The sequence below is a fragment of the Treponema sp. UBA6852 genome, from assembly GCA_002449305.1.
Lineage (GTDB): Bacteria > Spirochaetota > Spirochaetia > Treponematales > Treponemataceae > Treponema_D.
Genome location: DKDI01000045.1, coordinates 57,800 through 76,537, shown reverse-complemented (window position 1 = coordinate 76,537; position 18,738 = coordinate 57,800). Strand labels below are relative to the sequence as shown.

Sequence of the window (18,738 nt, the reverse complement as noted above, 5' to 3'; positions counted from 1 at the left end):
CGATAATTAAAACGACTTGTCCGGAGAAAAAATGAAGAGAAAATTTTTAATTGCTGCTGTTTCATTGATTTTTGCTTTTGCTTGGTCACAAGAATCTTCTGCGCCAGAAGTTATTGAAAATGTTTTGTCTGAATCTGAAAATTCTCAAACTCAAAGTTCTGCGCTAGATGAAACTGTTTCAGAAGAAACTTTGCAAAATTCAGCTCCAGAAATTCCGGATGCTTCTCTGCCTGAAAATGCAGCTTCAAAAATTCCAGATGAGAGAGAAACTGAAAATTACGATGCAATTTCTGGGAGTCAGCCTTCAGAAAGTATAAAATTCAAATATACAAGAGAAAAAATTCACCCGGCAGATGCCCGCCCGAAAAAGCATGACACTTCAAAAAATTATATTGACCGTTCCAAAAATTATGAAAAAAACTGCAATGACATTTTAAAATACGGACTTGAAGGTCAGATTACAGAGTTGATTGATGAACTTACAAAAAATCAAGACAATCGTTTTGTTGATGGAATTTATGATTTATTTCAAGAAACAAAAAGCGTTGCTGTAAAAGAAAAAATTCTTGAGTATTTCACAAAGTTAAAAGATCCATGTCTTGCTTCTTATGCGGTCGAAATCATAAACGATCCTTACGATGAAAAAAATTCAATTGTTGAAAAATGCTTTAAATATATTTCTGAAGCTGATATAAAAGATGCCAATCCAGGCCTTGTTGATTTGGTTGACAAAGAAGAGGACGCGTATTTTACTGGAGCACTTTCTGCGTTAGGTGAGACTGGCGGAAGAGAAGAGGCGCTTTTTCTTGCTGATTATCTTGACCGCGATGATTTGAATGTTTCTCAGCGACAAGCCCTGATGCGTGTTCTTGGAAGAATTAAGGCTGTTGAAACTTGGCAGAAAATTTCAGAAATTGCAAAAGACGAAAACGAAAATACTTTTGTTAGAATGTACGCTGCAGAAGCGATTGGCGCAATGGAAAAGCCTGAGTCGGAAGATATTCTTGTGGAGCTATTTGAATCGAATGACCCGAATCTTCGAACTTATGTTATAAAAGGAATTTCATATTTCAATGATAAAAAATCTTCAGATTTAATTACGCAGGCGTTGCGTGATTCTCAGTATAAAGTTAGGCTCGAAGCAGTTTCCGCAGTCGGAAAAAATAGAATTAACAATGCTGTTCCTTTTTTGATTTTTAGATGCAAAGATAAAGATGAGCAGAAGCAAGTAAAGGAAAAGTGCTATTCTGTGATTGCAGATTTAAATACTTCTGAGGGAAATGATTATTTAATAAGTGTTTTAAAAGACAAGAAAATTGGTGATGCTGCAAAAGCAAAAGTTTCTGCGGCATTGCTGGAGTATAATCATGCGGGAACAAAAGAAGTTATAGAGCTTGCCCGTTCAGCACTGAAAAGCGATATTCAGAAAAATTTGCGTTATGCATTGGGAAAAGAATTTGCAAAATATGATCGTTCTGAATTCGCCGATATTTGCGCGGAATATATTGCAAGCGATGATGTTGCAACTCAAGGCACTGGTCTTGATATTTGGGCAAAAGGAAGATACTCAAGTGTAAAAGCCGCCGTTGAAGAAATTGCAAAAGACGCAGAAGAGGAAGTTTTGCCAGAAGAAAAAGAAAAACCTAAAGGCTATCAGTTTGGCGCAAAAAAGAAAAATGCAAATGCAAAAAAAGCAAAACGAATTTTAGAGCAATCTTAAAAATTATTGAGTATTTTCTTTTATTATTTTTAAGATGAAGTATCCAAATTTTTCAGCTTTTATTTCTCCTATTCCGTAGCAGTTTGTAAGTTCTTTTATATTTGAAGGTTTCTTTTGTGCAATGTCAAAAAGTGTTTTATCTCCAAAAATAACATAAGGCGGAACATTTAATTCTTCCGCTGCCTTTTTTCTCCACACACGAAGTTTTTCTGGTAAAATTTTTTCATTGTTTTCTAAAGTGTCAGAAACAAAAAGTTCACCCATAGGTTTTTTTGAAGGCTTTGGAAAACTTTGAATTTTTTTATGTAGAATTGCACGAGGTCGATTATAATTTATTTTTTTTGATGCGCATATATCACAGCAATTTTCTAAAGAAACACAGTCTTGTCTTGAATCGGAATAGCTTTCCCCAAAGTAAGATAAAAGAGCTTGCCGTCTGCAAACAGAATTTTCGCAGTAGTTTATCATTCCTTGCAAAAGATTTTCTGATTTAGCAGAATCAAAGTTATCCTTGAAAAAATATCTGATTTTGTGAATATCTCCTGCGCTGTATAAAAGCAAAGCTTCGGATTTTAATCCATCTCGTCCAGCCCGTCCGATTTCCTGATAATATTGCTCTACTGATTTTGGCATATCAAAGTGAATTACAAAACGAACGTCAGGTTTATTAATTCCCATTCCAAAAGCAACCGTGGCAACCATAATGTCGGCTTTGTCTGAAATAAAAGCCTGCTGATTTTTTGCTCTTTGCGCATCGTCAAGCCCTGCATGATAGCTCAATGCTTTTATTCCATTTATATGCAATTCTTGTGCAACTAAATCAACTTGTTTTCTTGAAAAGCAATAAATTATTCCGCTTTGATTTGGATGATTTTCTATGAAATTTAAAACTTGTTCTATTGGCTTGTCTTTTTTTATTACTTGAAGAAAAAGATTTGGTCTGTTGAAACTTGCCATAAATATTTCAGGATTTTCCATCCGAAGATTTTTTATAATGTCAACTTGAACTTGTTTTGTTGCAGTCGCTGTGAGCGCAAGAAAAACTGATTTTGGAAACTGATTTCTTATATGAGTTATTTCCATGTAGTCCGGACGGAAATCGTGTCCCCATTCGCTTATGCAGTGAGCCTCGTCAATTGCAATGCAGTCAACAGAACTTTTTGATTCTTGAAGCAGTCTTATCATTCTGCCTGAATTCAATCCTTCCGGCGAAACATAAAGAAGCTTGATTTTTCCTGACAAAATTTTTTCGCAGCATTTTTGGTAATAGTTTCTTTCAAGAGACGAATTTAAACAGACAGCAGAAATTCCATAGGATTCAAGTTGCGCTACTTGATCTTGCATTAAAGCAATTAATGGCGAAACAACGACTGTGATTCCTGGAAGAATTAGGGCTGGAATTTCATAGCATAAAGATTTTCCGCCTCCAGTTGGCATGATTGCAAGTGTGTCGCGTCCGTCCAAAACATTTTGAATTATTTTTCTTTGCATCGGTCTAAATGATTCATAGCCAAAAACTGATTTTAAAATATCTTCTGGTGTTCTGTCGAATAATGTGTAATTCATAGATGGTTCCTGAAAAAATAATGAGTTTTGCAATGCGAATTGAAATGAAATGTTTTTTATAGATTCATACAAATGATTATACAAGAATGATTCCAAAAATAAAACCTCCATTTTTTTTCTGCCTGAGAGAGTTGCAAAACCTAGATTAGTTTTAAAACTTCCTCTTGATTTTATTTTTATTTTTTGATATATTAACTATTACTTGCCGGCTTGGTGGAATGGTAGACACGAAAGACTCAAAATCTTTTGCGCGCGAGCGTGTCAGAGTTCAAGTCTCTGAGCCGGTATTTTTAGGCCGAATTCTTTTCGGTCTTTTTTTTTATGTCAAAAGATTCATTGCACCTGCTGGCTTTTTAAATTTTACAGCTTCTTCCATTGAATTTTTCCCGATTATATTTTCTTCTTTCATATCTGAAATTGTCCTTGCAATTTTTATGCAGCTCGAAACAGATCTTGGTGAAAACTCATGAGCTTCAGTTGCTTCATCTAAAATTTTTTTTGCATCTGAATCCATTTGGCAAAACTCTTTTATTTCCGATGGAGAAAGCCTTGAATTTCTTTTTCCACGTTTGCGCTGAGTTTTTATTGCAGAAGCGATTTCTTTGCGTAGTTCTGATGTTGAAATGCCTTGTGCTGAATTTGAGCTTTCTATTGAAACTTTTTCAACTTGAATGCTTAAGTCGATTCTGTCTAAAAGCGGCGCTGAAATTTTTTTCCAGTATTGCTCAACTGATCTGGCAGAGCATAGGCAAAGTTTTTCTTTTGAACCGTAATTTCCGCATGGGCACGGATTCATTGACATTAAAAGTTGAAAATTTGATGGGAAAATTGTGGAGCGTCCGGCTCTGCTTAAAGTTATGCTTCCTGTTTCAAGAGGGACTCTTAAAATCTGAAGGACTGATGTTCTAAATTCCGCGGCTTCGTCTAAAAAAAGAGTTCCATTATGCGCAAGTGAAATTTCGCCTGGGCTGCAATGAATTCCTCCTCCGCACATTCCTTCTATTGTAGATGTCTGGTGAGGTTGCCTGAACGGAGCTTTTTTTATTATTCTTGTTCCGGCTTGAAGAATTCCTGCAATCGAATAAATCCGAGTTACACTTTGACTTTCTTCTTTTGTAAGCAACGGAACTAGCGCAGGAAATCTTTGCAATGAAAGTGTTTTGCCACAGCCCGGAGGTCCGAACGCAAGCAGATTGTGTTTTCCAGCCGCTGCAATTTGCAAGCCTCTTACAAGTTCGTGTTGTCCACAAATTTCTTTAAACTCAAATTCTTCTGGCGGAAAAAGAATTCCATTTATTTCAACAGCGTCTTTTATTGTGCTTCCATTTTTCTCTTCAATATGCGAACTTTTGTAATCAGAAAATGATTCAGGATTTTTTAAGGCGTTAAAAGCTTCTGTTAAATTTTCTGCGCCAAAAATTTTCATTGTGCGGATTTCTTTTGCTTCTTCTGCATTTGCAGCAGGAACAATGCAGTATCTTATTCCGCTTGCATAAGCTGTTGCCGCCGCCGCATGGATTGCTTTCACTGGCCGTATGTTTCCATTTAATTCAAGTTCGCCAATCACAAGAATTGGTTCTGTTTGAAATGCTGAGTTTTCATTTTCAGATTCTTCTTTTGCTGACAAAACTGCAAGAGCAATTGCAAGGTCAAAACCGGCTCCCTCTTTTTTCAAGTCAGCAGGAGAAAGGCTTATAAGAACTCGTTCAGGCGGAAATAAAAGTCCGGAATTTATAATTGCACTTTTCATTCTTTCCCGCGATTCTTTTACTGCATTGTCTGCAAGTCCGACTATATCAACAGCAGGAATTCCGCGGCGTAAATCAACTTCAACTGTAACAAGATTTCCTTCGTATCCAAAAGGTGAAAAACAAAAAATTCTCATATTTACTCCAAATAAAAAATTTAAGAATTAAAAACTTTATTATGGAAAAAATAAAAAAAATGCCGCAAAGTAAAAAAATTTGATAGAATATTTTTCTATGGAAATTACAGTTTTGTGCAGAGTCGTTGATAATTTTGGCGACATCGGAGTTGTTTTTCGTTTGTGCCGCGCTCTTTCTGAGTTGAAAAAAAATCTTGAAATTCGCCTTGTTGTAAGTAACCTTGATTCCTTTGCAAAAATTTCAAATGGCATAGATTCGGCAAAGTCGTTCCAGGAATTCTGCGGATGGAAAATTTTTGACTGGAACGACAATGAACTTTGCAAAAAAGAATTTTCAAGAAATCCGCCGGAATTTATTTTGGAATGTTTTCAGTGCGGACGCCCGGAATGGCTTGAAGAAATTTTATTTTTTCCGCAGTTTAATTTGAATGTTCAGATTGTGAACATTGAATATTTGACAGCTGAATCTTGGGCTGATGATTTTCATCTATTAAAAAGCGGCACGCGTTCTGCAAAAATTAAAAAAATAAATTTCATGCCTGGCTTTACAAAAAAAACTGGCGGCTTGATTCTGGATAAAAATTTTATGTGCTGTCTTTCTGAAAAAAAATATGCCTTGAATCTTGCAAAACAAAATCTTGATAAAAAAATTCTTTCAGAAGATTTTTCTGCTTCATTTAAAATTTTTGTTTTTTCCTATCCAAAGAATTTTGATTTTTTGGCTTCTGCGATAAAAGAATTTTCTCTTTTAAAAAAAGTTCTTGTTTTTATTGCGCCTGGAGCTGGATCTGATTCGGCAAAAAATTCCTTTGAAAAATTTAGCGTTGATTTTATTTTGCTTCCGTTTATGCAACAGGAAGTTTGGGATGCTTTTTTGTCGCTTATGGATTTTTCCTTTGTGCGCGGAGAGGATTCGTTTAGCCGTTGCTGTCTTTTGGGAAATCCGTTTGTATGGAATATTTATCCGCAGGAAGATGAATTTCACATTGTAAAGTTGAATGCGTTTTTGAAAAGAATAAAAATTCCGCAGATTGAAAAATTTTCTTTTTTGTACAATCGAAATTTTAAAGCCAGTTGCTGTCCGGAAGCTTTGGAAATTCTTGAAGAAAAAAAACTTCCGTCTGAAATTGAAGAAATAAATTTGGAAATGAAAAATGAAATTCTTTCTTTGTTGAAAAATTCAGAAAAATTGAAACTGGAATTTAAAAAGTTTTCCAATGAAATTTTAAAGAACGGAAATCTTGCGGAAAATCTTTTGAGCTTTCTTGAAGCAAAAATTCCGCGCTGAAGTAAATTTATTTTGCCTGCATTTTGAAATGTTGCAATTTTATTTCAGTTCATATATAATCGAGTAGCAAGTTTATAATCAAGGAAGTTTATTATGTTATCAACAAACGAAATTAAAGTTGGAACAGCTTTTATGTTTGAAGGCTCTCCTTTTATTGTTCAGAAAATGCTTGGCCAGAAAGCTGGACGCCAGGGAATTACAGTAAAGCTTCGTGTAAAAAATATTGTTACAGGCGGAACTCAGGATTTGGGTCTTGACGCTGGTGAAAAATTTGACGATGTTGACCTTGTAGAAAAAAATGTAAAGCTTTCTTATATCGACGGTGATGATTTTCACTTTATGGATCAGGAAACTTACGAAGATGTTATGCTTTCAAAGGAAGACCTTGGAGACAACGCTGGATACATTTCTCCGGATGATGACTACGATGTTACAATCACATATTATGAAGGAAAACCAGTTGGCGTAAAACTTCCTATCAATGTTGTCCGTGTAATCACATATTGCGAGCCAGGAATTAAGGGAGATACTTCTGGAAAATCTTTGAAGCCTGCAACTCTTGATACAGGAATGGAAGTAAGAGTTCCTTTGTTCTGCAACACGGATGATAAAATTGTAATCGACACAAGAGACGGTTCATTTGTAGAAAGAGCAAAAGACAAATAAAATTTATGTTTCCAAAGGATTGTTTTTCTTTCCTTTGGAATACCATGACCCCCTAGCTCACTATGGATAGAGCGACAGCCTCCTAAGCTGTAGGTAGCGAGTTCGAACCCCGCGAGGGTCAAAGTTGTTTTTTTTTAGATTCAAGGCAGTTTTACGCTGCCTTTTTTATTTTTAAATATTGCTTTTGCCTAAATTTAATTGATAAGAAAAAATTATAGATTTTGCAAGATTGATATGAACTTCTTTTTACATCGTCTATTGAAAATCATCAGAAAAAAAAGTATATTTATTCTATATGGAATCAGAAGGCTTCAAGCTATTTCAATTCTGACTCTAAGCATAGGAGTAATCGAATGACAGTTAATGACATCAAGCATGCCAAAATCAAGGCATGGATTGAAGAATGTGTTAAGATGTGTGAGCCGGACAATGTTGTTGTTTGCGATGGTTCTACAGCCGAATATGACCGCCTTATGAAAAAATGCGTTGATGCAGGCCTTGCAACTCCGCTTACAAAAAAGCCAAACAGCTTCCTTTTCCGTTCGCTTCCTAGTGATGTCGCACGTGTTGAGTCACGCACATTCATTTCTTCTGTAAAGGAAGAGGATGCAGGTCCTACAAACCACTGGATTGATCCTAAAGAGCTCAAGGCTACAATGAAAGGTCTTTACACAGGATGTATGCACGGAAGAACAATGTATGTTATTCCGTTCTGCATGGGACCTCTTGGCTCACCGATTGCAAAATACGGAATCGAACTTACGGATTCTGAATACGTTGTTCTTAATATGGACATCATGACACGCGCCGGCGAGAAAGTTTGGGAATACTTCGGCACAGACGGAGACTTTGTTCCATGTCTTCACTCAGTCGGAAAACCGCTCAACAACGGCGAAAAAGACAACGGTGTTTGGCCTTGCGCAGATGTTGAACACAAATACATCAGCCAGTTCCCAGAAGAACGCCTTATCTGGTCTTACGGTTCTGGATACGGTGGAAACGCTCTTCTTGGAAAGAAATGTTTCGCACTCCGTATTGCAACTGTAATCGCACGCGAAGAAGGCTGGCTTGCTGAACACATGCTTATCCTAAAACTTACAAACCCACAGGGCGAAGTTAAATACGTTACTGGCGCATTCCCATCTGCTTGTGGAAAAACAAACCTCGCAATGCTTATTCCTACAATCCCTGGCTGGAAAGTTGAAACAGTCGGCGATGATATTGCCTGGATGAAATTCGGAAAAGACGGTCGTCTTTACGCTATCAACCCAGAAGCAGGATTCTTCGGTGTTGCTCCAGGAACATCTGCTGAATCTAACAAGAACGCTCTTGAAGCTGCCTCAAAGAACACAATCTTCACAAACTGCGCTCTTACAGAAGACGGAGATGTTTGGTGGGAAGGAATCGGTTATCCTGCAAAGGGCAAACTTGTTGACTGGAAAGGCAACACACGCGATGCTCTTCCAAAAGACAAGTCTCCTAAGGGCGAAGAATTCGCTCATCCAAACGCACGCTTTACAGCACCTGCAAAACAGTGTCCTTGTATCGCTTCTGACTGGGAATCTCCAGAAGGTGTACCAATCAGCGCAATCTTGTTCGGTGGACGCCGTCCTTCAACAGTTCCGCTTGTACATCAGAGCCGCAACTGGAACCACGGTGTATTCCTTGGATCTATCGTAGGTTCAGAAATTACTGCCGCTTCTACAATCGACGCCAGCCAGGTTGGAAAAATCCGCCGCGACCCATTCGCAATTCTTCCATTCTGCGGATACAACATGGGCGACTACTTCCAGCACTGGATCGACGTTGGAAACGCTGCTGCTGACAAAGACAAGCTTCCTAAGATTTTCTACGTTAACTGGTTCCGCAAGGACGAAGACAACAAGGATCTTCCAGGTGGATTCATGTGGCCAGGATACGGCGACAACAGCCGCGTTCTTGCATGGATTTTTGACCGCTGCGACGGAAAAGACAACTACGTTGACACACCAATCGGATTTATGCCAAAAGAAGGTGCTCTCAACCTTGACGGTCTTGCTGACGTTTACAAAGCACAGATTCCTGCAATCACAGCAGTTGACAAGGAAGGCTGGCTCAAGGAATGCAAAGACATCCGCGAAAACCACTATCCAAAGTTCGGCAAACATCTTCCAAAAGAATTGTCTGCTTGCTTGGATGATTTGGAAAGCCGCTTGAATAAAGCTTAGATTTGTCGAGCTAGTTTGCTGAAAAGCAAACTAGGCAAATCTGTCCCACCGGGATTTCTTCCGGTGGGATTTTTTTATTATTACATTGCAAACTCTGCGTTTCGTGGTATAATGCGCTTATTAAAATCTTAATTTTATCAATCTCGCAAATGTTATGGACGGGGGGGGTAAAAATGAAAGGCAAATTTTTATTTGCACTTTTTTGTTTTTCCATTCTGTTTTATTCCTGCAATTTTAGCAATGATTCCGATGACAGCACTGTGATTGATTGTCCTGCGGAAATTGCCTCTCGTGCTTTCCGTTTTGCCGAGTTGTACAAAGATTCTGATGCGGTTTACGAGCTAGGCGGCCAGCCTCCAGTCCGTTCTGCGATTGCCATAGACTGCTCTGGGCTTGTCGTGATGTGCTACAAATATGCAATGGTTGATACAAAATATTCTCTGCTTGTTTCGGACATGACGGCATCTTATATGTACGAAAACGCTTCGTCCCATGTTGCGCTGGAGGAAATGCGGCAGGGCGACTTGATTTTTATGGGCGAGGCGGATTCTTCTAATGTGTCGCATATCGCGCTTTTTGATCGCATGGAAAACGACAATGTCTATTTTATCGACAGCACAAAAAAAGACGACATCAATGGTGTTACAAGCCGTTGTTATGCTGTCAGTGATTCGCGCTTTAAGTCGTTCGGCGTGATGAAAATCCAGTACTAAAGGGAAAAGAAATCCATGCAAAAATTTTTATTTGCATTGTCTGTTTTTTGATTCTGTTTTCATGTGCAAAGTTAAATATTTTTTCGGTTCGTAATCATCAAATCTGCCTCAACTTTTTGCTTTAAATTCGTGGTATTTTTCTGTATAATCGGCTTATGAGCATTTCGAGTATATTGTCTATATTCCTTCAGTTTTTTGGCAGTCTTTGTTTTCTTCTTTTTGGAATGAAAATGATGAGCGATGGAATCCAGAAGTCTGCGGGAGACAAACTTCAGGCTGCTCTTCATCTTATGACGGGAAACCGTTTTACCGGATTTTTTACAGGCTGTTTTTTGACTATGATAATTCAGTCTTCCGGGGCTACAACTGTCATGGTTGTTTCTTTTGTAAACGCCGGACTTATTGAGCTAAGCAAATCGATTGCCGTGATTTTGGGCGCGAATGTCGGAACAACGATAACGGCTTGGATTGTCGCGATATTCGGCTTTAACTTTGAAATTTCAGCATTTGCGATTCCGCTTTTTGGCATTGGCTATCTTTTTACAGTCATAAAGAAAATTAAAAATCCGGGGCTGGGTCAGGCCATTATGGGATTTGGAATTCTTTTTATTGCGTTGCAGTGGCTTTCTAGCACGATTTCGCTTAATTCAGGCGCAATGAATTTTCTTCCAGCCTTGCAGGACAAAGGAACTTTTAGCTATCTTATTGCTTTTGTAATCGGAATTGTTGTTACTGCGATGATTCATTCTTCTTCCGCTATGACGGCGATTGTAATTACGATGGCTTACAACCAGATTCTTACTTGGGAATTTTCTGCGGCAATTATAATTGGAAGCAACGTTGGCTCGACTATAGATTCTATCATGGCTTCGTTCGGAGCAAATGCAAATGCAAAGCGCACAATGCTTGTCCATGTTCTGTTCAATTCTGTAACCGCAATTGTCGCCTTGATTTTTATAAAGCCTTTTACGCAGCTTGTAGATTTAATAGTTCCTGGAGTTGTTACAGAAAATATTACAATGCACATAGCAATGCTTCATTCAATGTTCAATATAATCGGCGCAGTTTTCTTTATGCCGTTTATAAATCCGCTTTGCAAGCTTACACATCTTATCATAAAAGACGACAAGGCTTCGCTTCCTTCTATATATAAGTTTGAATTTCCTGAACGTGCCGCGCATGAGTCTCCTACAATTCCTGTTGTTTCAGCGCAAATGGAAGTAAGGCGTATGGCTGATATTTCTGTGCAGATGTTTGACAGGCTTCAGTACGGACTTACTGATTTGTCTGGGCGTTTTGTTGTGGACCATTATGACAATCTTGTGCGTGAAGAAGATTACCTTGACCAAATGCAGGAACAGCTTACAAAGTATCTTTTAAAATGCGCCCAGCTTGATATTGATGATAAACTCCGTGAAAATATCAATGTGATGATTTCAATTACGGGCGAGCTTGAGTCTATGTCTGATGACTGCCTAAGCATTGGCGTTTATTTAAAGCGCATAACAGAAAAACATTACGTATTTAAAAAAGAAGATTTTGACCGCCTGATTCCTTATCTTGAACTTGCCCGCCAGTTGCTTCAGTTTATCTATAAAAATATCAACAAAGCGCTTTCAAAGGAGCAGCTTGATTTTGCGAATGAACTTGAATCTCAGATTGACGCAGAACGTAAAGCCTTGAAAAAAATAGCGCGCAAACGACTTGAAGACGGTGCGGATGTAAAGGCCGAGCTTTTGTACATGGATTTAGTGCGCCAAATAGAAAAAATAGGAGACCGCTGCTTTAACATTGCCGAACAGCTTGCTCTTACAAAATAAAAAAAGGCTGCCTAAAGAACATTATGAAGTTTTTTTCATTATGCGCTTTTTGGGGCAGCCAGTTTACTATAAATAATTTTTAGATTTATTTATAGCTGATAGCAATTCCGCTCATGTCGTAAGTGTTGAATGTAAAAATAAGGAACACTGTTTTCTTTGCGTCAACTTTTACATTTACAACATCATCGCATTCAGGATACTTTTTCTTTGCCTCTGCATAAAGCTTGCTGTAACCAGAATTTGTAGCTGAAGATTTTACTTCTACGCGTCCAAGAACTTCATAGCTTTGCGCATCACCTGGAAAAGCCCCTGCATCACTAAGTGGTGTCATAGAAATGCAGCCTGTTAGTGTTGCCGCCAAAATCAGCATAGACAACAATAAACCTACTCCTTTTTTCATATTTACCTCCAGAAAAAATAGGATATTGTATTGTACCCCCCCCCGGGATTCTGTCAAGCGTTTTTTATAAAAAAACTTTTCTTTGCTTTTTGGAATATTTCGTAGTATAATATTAGTGTAATCTTAAAAAGATTGCGGCGGCAGTTTGCTGCGGAATTTAAATATATTTATTAGGAGAAAAACTATGACAAAATCAATATCTGCACAGGGCTTTACTTTGGATTCAGACCAGACAGCTCTTATCAACAAAAAACTGGAACGTATAAGCTATGCTGAAAATCTTATCGTTGACTTGATTATGCACGTAAAGGAAGACAAGAAATTTTACTTTGATACAACTGTTAACTTTAGGTGGGGCGGAAATGCTCATGTTACAAGTGATGATTTTGACTTTGCAGCTGCGCTTAACAAAATGATGGATGTTCTTGATACAAAAATCAAGAAAGAAAAAGATAAGGTCCAGGAGAAAAAGTAGTTTCTATATCTGAACTTTAAAAAATCAGGCTGTCTAAAAAGGGCAGCCTTTTTTATTGCCTGTTATACGAAGAATCTATGCTAAGCTTGTTTCTGTATTTTGCAACTGTTCTGCGCGCAATTTTTATTCCAAGTTTTTCTAGTTCCTCTGAAAGTTTTTGGTCGCTCATTTTTTTTCCGGCGGAAGAGTTCAGGATTTTTTTTAATTCAGACATTGCTTTGTCTTGGCTTATACTTTTGTTTTTTTTGCTTGCGGCGTTTGTGAAAAAATATTTTATGTCAAAAAGTCCCCATTCACATTGAAGAAATTTGCTGTTTGCCATTCGTGAAATTGTTGTTTCGTGGACTTTAAGTTTGTCTGCAATATCTTGCTGTCTTAAGGGAACTAAATTGCCTTGTCCGCGCAGAAAAAAATCGGTTTGAATCCGCACAATTTCGATGCAAGCTTTTAAAAGTGTGTTTTGTCTGAATTCCAAAGTGTCTAAAAAATCTTTTGCTTTTTTAATTTCAGTTTTTATTGATAAAGAATTTTTTGCATTGCTTTTTGCAAGTTTTAAAAATTCCGGGTTTATGGAAATTTGCGGAAAGTTGTCCTTTGCAAGCCGCACATTCCAGGAGTTTTTTCCGCTTGTAACAATATTGTCTTCAATTTGATTTTTTTGAAAGTCTTCCTGAATTTTTTCTACGTAAACATCTGGAGAAATAAAATGAATTTCTTTTGTGCTGAAATTCCGCGCAGGAAAAGGATCAAGCGTCCGTATAAAATCAATTGCTTTTTCTACATCTTGAATTGTAGGATTTAAATTTTTATATTTTTCATTTTGTGAATTTGCAAAAAGCTTTTTTTGTTCTAAAAGATATTCTTGAATTTTTTGCAGAACTTTTTCAGGACGCGGCGGATCAAGGAATTTTAATTTTCCGTCTAAAATAAAAATTGCAAGAAGCGGCGCGTTTTCTTTTTGTTTTGCCTGTACGAATAGACTTTCTTCTGTATTTGTAACGCATATGCCGCAAGGTTCCAGCTGCCTTACAATTTCGATGCATTTTTCCAAAAGCCCTGGCGTTTGCAGTTTGTCTTTTTTATCAAGAAGCGAAATTGGAGCAAGAATATAAAATCCTTTTGCATCAAGATTGTAAATAAGTTTTTCGCATAATTTTTTTTCAGTTGCACCAAGACGCATTGCGTTCAGCTGCGACAAAAGATGTTCCTGCAAAGATTCCCGCTCATCTGCTTTTGCTTCAAGTGCCGCCTGAAAATTTTCACTTGCTTCTTCTCCGCTTGCAGTTGCTGATGATATTTTTGTTCCGTCCCAATTTGCTTTGTCTTTTGTTATGACCAGTGCAGGATTTTCTTCCGCAGCTTTATAAATTTCTTCACTCAAATCTTTTGAGTTCATGGCTAAAAGTTTTAAAGCCTGAATTTGCTTTTGGCTCATTATTTGAATTTGAGACTGAATCTGTCTTTGCTGAAATTCTAATCTGGTCATTGCTTAATTATAATTGCAATTTTTATAAAATTCAATTTTGGTTTTAAAAGCATTTAGAGTTTTGTTTTTCTCTTATGGCTAAAAATAAAAAATATCTATATAATTTTTTTATGGAAAATTTTGAACACTTTGGAATAAGAATTCCAGAAATTCTTTTGCCCAGAAAAAAAGATTTAAAGACTTGGTGCGTTGTGGCGTGCGATCAGTATACGCAGGATTTTGATTATTGGAAAAAAGCAGAAGAAATTGTTGGTAATTCTCCTTCTACTTTGAATTTAATTTTGCCGGAAATTTTTCTTTCTTCTTCAGATAAAAAAGAACGCATAGAAAAAATCCGCCAGACAATGAAAAAATATCTTGATGAAAATATTTTTGACTCGCCTGAAAAAGAATTTATTTATGTTGAGCGAAAGACTTGCTACGGAAGAGTCCGCCGTGGTCTTGTTGTTGCGATTGATTTGGAAACTTATGAATGGAAGCCGTTTTCAAAAAACTTGATTCGTGCCACTGAAGCTACTATTCCCGAAAGAATTCCTGTGCGAAAGGAAATTAGAAAAAATGCGCCCCTTGAGCTTCCTCACATTATGCTTTTGGTAAACGATCCGGAGCATTGTCTTATAGAAGAAGTTGGAATTGAAGCTAAAAAAAATCCTCCGGTTTATGATGGAGACTTGATGATGAATGCCGGTCATATTTCAGGCTGGGCTATAAAATCTGCGGAAGCTTTTGAAAAAATTTCTTCTGCTCTTGAAAAATTAAAAAAGCAAAATTCTGACAGTGACGGAAATTCTTTTTTGTTTGCTGTTGGAGACGGAAACCATTCTTTGGCAACTGCAAAAGCTGTTTGGGACGAATGTAAAAATTCTGATTCGCCAAATTTTAATGCGCGCTATGCTCTTGTAGAAATTGTTAATATTTATGATTCTGGTTTGACTTTTGAGCCGATTCATCGTGTTCTTTTTTATAGCAATGCTTCTAAGTTGATTTCTTTTTTAAATGAAAAACTTAACGGTGTGCTTGTAGAAGAAGTAAGCGAAAATTCTTTGGGACAAAATATAAAAAAATCCAAGGCGGATTTTGGATTTATTTTTAAAGAAAATGAAATACAAAAATATTTTAGAATAAAAACAAGGATTCAGGAACTTGCAGTAAGCCGTCTTCAACCGTTACTTGATGAATTTATTTCCTGTAACAAAGAAATTGAAATTGACTACATTCACGGCAATGAAGAAGTTTTCAGACTTGGCGCGCAAAAAAATGCAGTTTCAATTCTTCTTCCTCCAATCGCAAAAGATTCATTCTTTGAAACAATTTCTAGCCGCGGACCTTTGCCTCGAAAAAGTTTCAGCATGGGAGAAGCCAGCGAAAAAAGATTCTATCTTGAATGCCGAAAACTTTTTTTAAGCCGATAGACTTTCAGTTAATCCTTAAGTATAATCGTTGCTATGATCGTAATGAAATTTGGCGGAAGCTCAGTTGCAAATGCTGACCGCATTAAACATGTAGCCGAAATAATTCAGGCATATAAAGACGAACGTCCTGTTGTTGTTTTAAGCGCAATGGGAGACACAACAGATCATCTTCTTGAAGCTGCTGACATGGCAGTTAAGGGAACTGTTGACATTGAAAAAATTGAAAGGCTTCATATTGAAACAGAAAAACAACTTGGCGTTTCTGTTCCAGAAATAAAAGAATTGCTTGGCGAATTAAAAACGCTTCTTACAGGAATAAGTATGCTGCATGAACTTACAAAGCGCACCAGAGATTACCTTGTGTCTTTTGGCGAGCGCATGTCAGTGCGCATGATGTCAGCTTATCTTTGTTCTCTTGGAACTGAAGCAAAGGCGTTTGATTCCTGGGACATTGGATTTGTGAGCGACTCGAATTATATGGCGGCTGAGCTTTTGGATGAAGTATGGGAAAATATTCCTAAACATCTTGATGGATATAAAAATGGAACATCGAAAGAAATTCCTATAGTAACTGGTTTCATTGCTAAAGATAAAAATGGAATCATAACAACTTTAGGGCGTGGCGGAAGCGACTTGAGCGCAACGATGATTGGCGCGGCAATGAGGGCAAAAGAAATTCAGACTTGGAAAGATGTTGACGGAATTATGACTACAGATCCTCGCATTGTAAAAGAGGCTCGCCCTGTTGATGAAGTAACTTACGAGGAAGCTCAGGAACTTGCTATGTTTGGAAGTCAGGTTCTTCATCCGCGCAGTATGATTCCTTGCAGAAAAACAGGAACTCCTGTTCGTGTAAAAAACAGTTACAATATAAAAAGCCGCGGCACTCTTATTGTAGAAGAGCATACAGGAACTCGTCCTCTTGTTACTGCGATTACAAAAGTAAAAAATGTAACGCTCATAGATATTCAGTCTAGCCGCATGCTTGGCGCGGCCGGATTTCTTGCGCATATTTTCAATCAGTTTTTAAAGTGGAATATAAGCATTGACGTGATTGCGACTTCCGAAGTTTCTGTTAGTTTGACTGTTGATGGAAAAGCGGATTTGACAGGACTTATTGAAGATTTAAAACGTGTTGCTGATGTCAATGTAAAAACTGGCAAGGCGATTGTTACAATAATTTGCGATGCTTCAAGATCCAGTGTGATTATTGCAAAGGCATTCGATGGACTTTCAAAAGAAGGAATAAATGTTCAGATGATAAGCCAAGGCGCAAGTAAGGTTAACATAAGCATGCTCGTAGATACTAATCAGGCGGACAAAACTGTAGAAGCAATTCATTCAGTTCTTTTTGCTTAATTTTTGGGAGGATTAATAATGAAAATTGCATTGGTTGGATATGGAAAAATGGGACACATGCTTGAACAGTCCGCATTGTCGTTTGGACATTCTGTTGTGTCTACAATTGATGTTTTTGCGCCAGATGCCAAAGTGAAAATTTCCGCAGGAGATGGCAATGCTCTTGCAGAGGCAGTTGTTTCTAGCGGCGCGGATGGAATAATTGAATTTACGCATCCGTCTTCTGTTCTTGAAAATATAAAAGCTCTTCTTCCTTTGAAAATTCCTATGGTAGTTGGAACTACAGGCTGGAATGACAAAAAAGATGAGATTGCTTCTCTTGCTGCAAAGTGCGGTGGAACAATTATGACAAGCGCAAATTTTTCCATTGGTGTAAATATCCTTTATAAAATTGTAGAAGATGCCGCTCGTCTTGCGAATAAATTTTCTGAATATGATGCTGCAATTTGGGAAATGCACCATAATCAAAAAGCTGATAGTCCTTCTGGAACTGCGCTTGAAATTGCAAATCATCTGCTTTTTGAATTCAAAAGAAAAAATTCAATTGTAACAAATGAATTCAAGGAAAAGCCTTTGCCGAATCAACTTCACGTTTCTTCTACGAGATGCGGTTCAGTTCCGGGAACACACAAAGTTTTCTTTGACTGCGAGGCTGATACAATTGAAATTACACATACAGCAAGAAGCCGCAAGGGATTTGCAAACGGAGCAGTTCATGCTTTGGAAAATCTTTTTTCTATGCTGAAAGAAGGCAATCTAAAGCCCGGGGCATTGTACGGCATGAACGATGTTTTTCCTGAATTGTTTTAAAATTTTAAGGTAAATTTTTTTCATAAATTAGCCGATAAACTAACGGTATGATTATGACTAAAAAATTTGCATATAGAAAAAATATTTTGTTTCTTTTAATTCTTTTTTTGACTGCCTGTTTTTCTTTTGCAGAAACTCATACAGTTGAAAAAGGAGAAACTTATTATTCAATCAGTCGCAAATATGGAATTTCTGTAGACCAGCTTTGCGCTATGAACAATCTTACTGTAAATGATGTTTTAAAAGTTGGACAAAAACTTTCAATTCCGGAAAAGAATGTAGAAAAAAGTTCTTTGCCTTCAGTTTCAACTTCAAAAAGTCTATCCAACGCAGAAAGAAAATTTGACACTTATACAGTTCAAAAAGGCGATACTTTCTATAGAATTGCAAAAGTGAATGGAATTTCTGTCGAAGAACTTAAGGCGTTGAACAATTTTGATTCTGATACAGTTTTAAAGGCTGGTCAGCGTCTGAAAATTCCTGTTACGATTGTTGATACTTCAGCCTCTCTTCCTAGCTTGCCTTCAAGTGATCCGCGCAAATATTCAGAAAAAAAAGGCGACTCAAGTTTAACTTGGCCTGTAAAGAATCCGACTGTAACTTACATGAAAGGAAAAGTCAGCGGCGTTCAGCTTAGCGCGCAGAAAAATGAAAGCGTAACGGCAATCCGTGCTGGAACTGTTATGTATGTTGGAAATTATAGAGGATACGGACAGGTTGTTTTCGTTCAGGCAAAAACCGGACACATTTATGTTTATTCTGGGCTTGGCTCTATAAAAGTCCGCAAAGGCGATTATGTTGTGTTTGGCGATTCTTTAGGAACTGCAGGCACAGACAGCATAAAAGGCACAACCCAAATTTGCCTTATGGTTTTTCAAAAGTCAAATCCTATTGATCCTGCAAAAGCCCCAAGAGGCTAGCTTTATTTGCC

At 37.5% G+C, this 18,738-nt stretch carries 15 protein-coding genes and 2 tRNA genes; 13 read left to right on the top strand and 4 right to left on the bottom strand.

What is annotated here, in order from left to right:
* Positions 1–31 precede the first annotated feature (31 nt).
* Positions 32–1,720 carry a HEAT repeat domain-containing protein gene (locus B3209_RS10345; RefSeq protein WP_296663823.1) on the top strand — a complete coding sequence of 563 codons (1,689 nt, stop codon included), beginning with the start codon at positions 32–34 and terminating at the stop codon, positions 1,718–1,720.
* A 3-nt stretch (positions 1,721–1,723) separates the two neighbouring features.
* On the opposite strand, the gene B3209_RS10340 is transcribed toward B3209_RS10345, so the two are convergent.
* Positions 1,724–3,286 carry a RecQ family ATP-dependent DNA helicase gene (locus B3209_RS10340; RefSeq protein WP_296663821.1) on the bottom strand — a complete coding sequence of 521 codons (1,563 nt, stop codon included), beginning with the start codon at positions 3,284–3,286 and terminating at the stop codon, positions 1,724–1,726.
* A 204-nt stretch (positions 3,287–3,490) separates the two neighbouring features.
* Here B3209_RS10340 and B3209_RS10335 point away from each other — a divergent pair.
* A tRNA-Leu gene (locus B3209_RS10335) sits at positions 3,491–3,573 on the top strand.
* Between the two features lie 32 nt (positions 3,574–3,605).
* Here B3209_RS10335 and B3209_RS10330 read toward each other — a convergent pair.
* Entirely contained in the window at positions 3,606–5,171 is a 1,566-nt protein-coding gene (locus B3209_RS10330; RefSeq protein ID WP_296663820.1) for a YifB family Mg chelatase-like AAA ATPase, read from the bottom strand.
* A 97-nt stretch (positions 5,172–5,268) separates the two neighbouring features.
* Here B3209_RS10330 and earP point away from each other — a divergent pair, with 97 nt between their 5' ends.
* From earP to B3209_RS10300, 6 genes are all read left to right on the top strand, one after another.
* Complete coding sequence (earP, locus tag B3209_RS10325) at positions 5,269–6,459, top strand: elongation factor P maturation arginine rhamnosyltransferase EarP (protein ID WP_296663818.1); 1,191 nt, start codon at positions 5,269–5,271, stop codon at positions 6,457–6,459.
* A gap of 93 nt (positions 6,460–6,552) precedes the next feature.
* Entirely contained in the window at positions 6,553–7,125 is a 573-nt protein-coding gene (gene efp, locus B3209_RS10320; protein ID WP_273465922.1) for an elongation factor P, read from the top strand.
* Between the two features lie 46 nt (positions 7,126–7,171).
* A tRNA-Arg gene (locus B3209_RS10315) sits at positions 7,172–7,246 on the top strand.
* A gap of 172 nt (positions 7,247–7,418) precedes the next feature.
* A complete protein-coding gene (locus B3209_RS10310; protein ID WP_296690586.1) occupies positions 7,419–9,332 on the top strand; it encodes a phosphoenolpyruvate carboxykinase (GTP) in 1,914 nt (637 codons plus the stop codon).
* A gap of 173 nt (positions 9,333–9,505) precedes the next feature.
* The gene (locus B3209_RS10305; RefSeq protein WP_296664696.1) at positions 9,506–10,045 is read left to right on the top strand and encodes an NlpC/P60 family protein; all 540 of its coding nucleotides are present in this window, start codon (positions 9,506–9,508) and stop codon (positions 10,043–10,045) included.
* Positions 10,046–10,200: 155 nt separating this feature from the next.
* Positions 10,201–11,865 (top strand): Na/Pi cotransporter family protein, encoded by a 1,665-nt coding sequence (locus B3209_RS10300; RefSeq protein ID WP_296664698.1) that lies wholly within the window; start codon positions 10,201–10,203, stop codon positions 11,863–11,865.
* A gap of 85 nt (positions 11,866–11,950) precedes the next feature.
* On the opposite strand, the gene B3209_RS10295 is transcribed toward B3209_RS10300, so the two are convergent.
* A complete protein-coding gene (locus tag B3209_RS10295; RefSeq protein WP_296664700.1) occupies positions 11,951–12,265 on the bottom strand; it encodes a hypothetical protein in 315 nt (104 codons plus the stop codon).
* Between the two features lie 184 nt (positions 12,266–12,449).
* Here B3209_RS10295 and B3209_RS10290 point away from each other — a divergent pair, with 184 nt between their 5' ends.
* Positions 12,450–12,740: an HPF/RaiA family ribosome-associated protein gene (locus B3209_RS10290; RefSeq protein ID WP_296664702.1), complete on the top strand. Its 291-nt coding sequence runs from the start codon at positions 12,450–12,452 to the stop codon at positions 12,738–12,740.
* A 52-nt stretch (positions 12,741–12,792) separates the two neighbouring features.
* Here B3209_RS10290 and B3209_RS10285 read toward each other — a convergent pair whose 3' ends face one another.
* The gene (locus tag B3209_RS10285; RefSeq protein ID WP_296664705.1) at positions 12,793–14,226 is read right to left on the bottom strand and encodes an RNA polymerase factor sigma-54; all 1,434 of its coding nucleotides are present in this window, start codon (positions 14,224–14,226) and stop codon (positions 12,793–12,795) included.
* Between the two features lie 110 nt (positions 14,227–14,336).
* On the opposite strand from B3209_RS10285, the gene B3209_RS10280 reads away from it, so the two are divergent.
* From B3209_RS10280 to B3209_RS10265, 4 genes are read left to right on the top strand one after another with little or no spacing between them, the layout of a single operon-like run.
* On the top strand, positions 14,337–15,638 hold the full coding sequence (locus B3209_RS10280) for a DUF1015 domain-containing protein (protein ID WP_296664707.1): 1,302 nt from the start codon (positions 14,337–14,339) through the stop codon (positions 15,636–15,638).
* A gap of 33 nt (positions 15,639–15,671) precedes the next feature.
* Positions 15,672–16,997 carry an aspartate kinase gene (locus B3209_RS10275; RefSeq protein WP_295795908.1) on the top strand — a complete coding sequence of 442 codons (1,326 nt, stop codon included), beginning with the start codon at positions 15,672–15,674 and terminating at the stop codon, positions 16,995–16,997.
* Between the two features lie 18 nt (positions 16,998–17,015).
* Positions 17,016–17,807 (top strand): 4-hydroxy-tetrahydrodipicolinate reductase, encoded by a 792-nt coding sequence (dapB, locus tag B3209_RS10270; protein WP_296664710.1) that lies wholly within the window; start codon positions 17,016–17,018, stop codon positions 17,805–17,807.
* 47 nt (positions 17,808–17,854) lie between these two features.
* Positions 17,855–18,727 (top strand): M23 family metallopeptidase, encoded by an 873-nt coding sequence (locus B3209_RS10265; protein ID WP_296664712.1) that lies wholly within the window; start codon positions 17,855–17,857, stop codon positions 18,725–18,727.
* The last annotated feature ends 11 nt before the right edge of the window (positions 18,728–18,738 follow it).

Excerpts from the sequence above, each read along its gene's own strand:
- B3209_RS10290 (WP_296664702.1), top strand. The coding sequence starts at position 12,450 with ATGACAAAATCAATATCTGCACAGGGCTTTACTTTGGATTCAGACCAG.
- earP (WP_296663818.1), top strand. The coding sequence starts at position 5,269 with ATGGAAATTACAGTTTTGTGCAGAGTCGTTGATAATTTTGGCGACATC.
- B3209_RS10300 (WP_296664698.1), top strand. The coding sequence starts at position 10,201 with ATGAGCATTTCGAGTATATTGTCTATATTCCTTCAGTTTTTTGGCAGT.
- B3209_RS10280 (WP_296664707.1), top strand. The coding sequence starts at position 14,337 with ATGGAAAATTTTGAACACTTTGGAATAAGAATTCCAGAAATTCTTTTG.
- B3209_RS10265 (WP_296664712.1), top strand. The coding sequence starts at position 17,855 with ATGATTATGACTAAAAAATTTGCATATAGAAAAAATATTTTGTTTCTT.
- B3209_RS10285 (WP_296664705.1), bottom strand. The coding sequence starts at position 14,226 with ATGACCAGATTAGAATTTCAGCAAAGACAGATTCAGTCTCAAATTCAA.
- B3209_RS10345 (WP_296663823.1), top strand. The coding sequence starts at position 32 with ATGAAGAGAAAATTTTTAATTGCTGCTGTTTCATTGATTTTTGCTTTT.
- B3209_RS10330 (WP_296663820.1), bottom strand. The coding sequence starts at position 5,171 with ATGAGAATTTTTTGTTTTTCACCTTTTGGATACGAAGGAAATCTTGTT.
- B3209_RS10340 (WP_296663821.1), bottom strand. The coding sequence starts at position 3,286 with ATGAATTACACATTATTCGACAGAACACCAGAAGATATTTTAAAATCA.
- B3209_RS10305 (WP_296664696.1), top strand. The coding sequence starts at position 9,506 with ATGAAAGGCAAATTTTTATTTGCACTTTTTTGTTTTTCCATTCTGTTT.
- B3209_RS10275 (WP_295795908.1), top strand. The coding sequence starts at position 15,672 with ATGATCGTAATGAAATTTGGCGGAAGCTCAGTTGCAAATGCTGACCGC.
- B3209_RS10295 (WP_296664700.1), bottom strand. The coding sequence starts at position 12,265 with ATGAAAAAAGGAGTAGGTTTATTGTTGTCTATGCTGATTTTGGCGGCA.
- dapB (WP_296664710.1), top strand. The coding sequence starts at position 17,016 with ATGAAAATTGCATTGGTTGGATATGGAAAAATGGGACACATGCTTGAA.
- efp (WP_273465922.1), top strand. The coding sequence starts at position 6,553 with ATGTTATCAACAAACGAAATTAAAGTTGGAACAGCTTTTATGTTTGAA.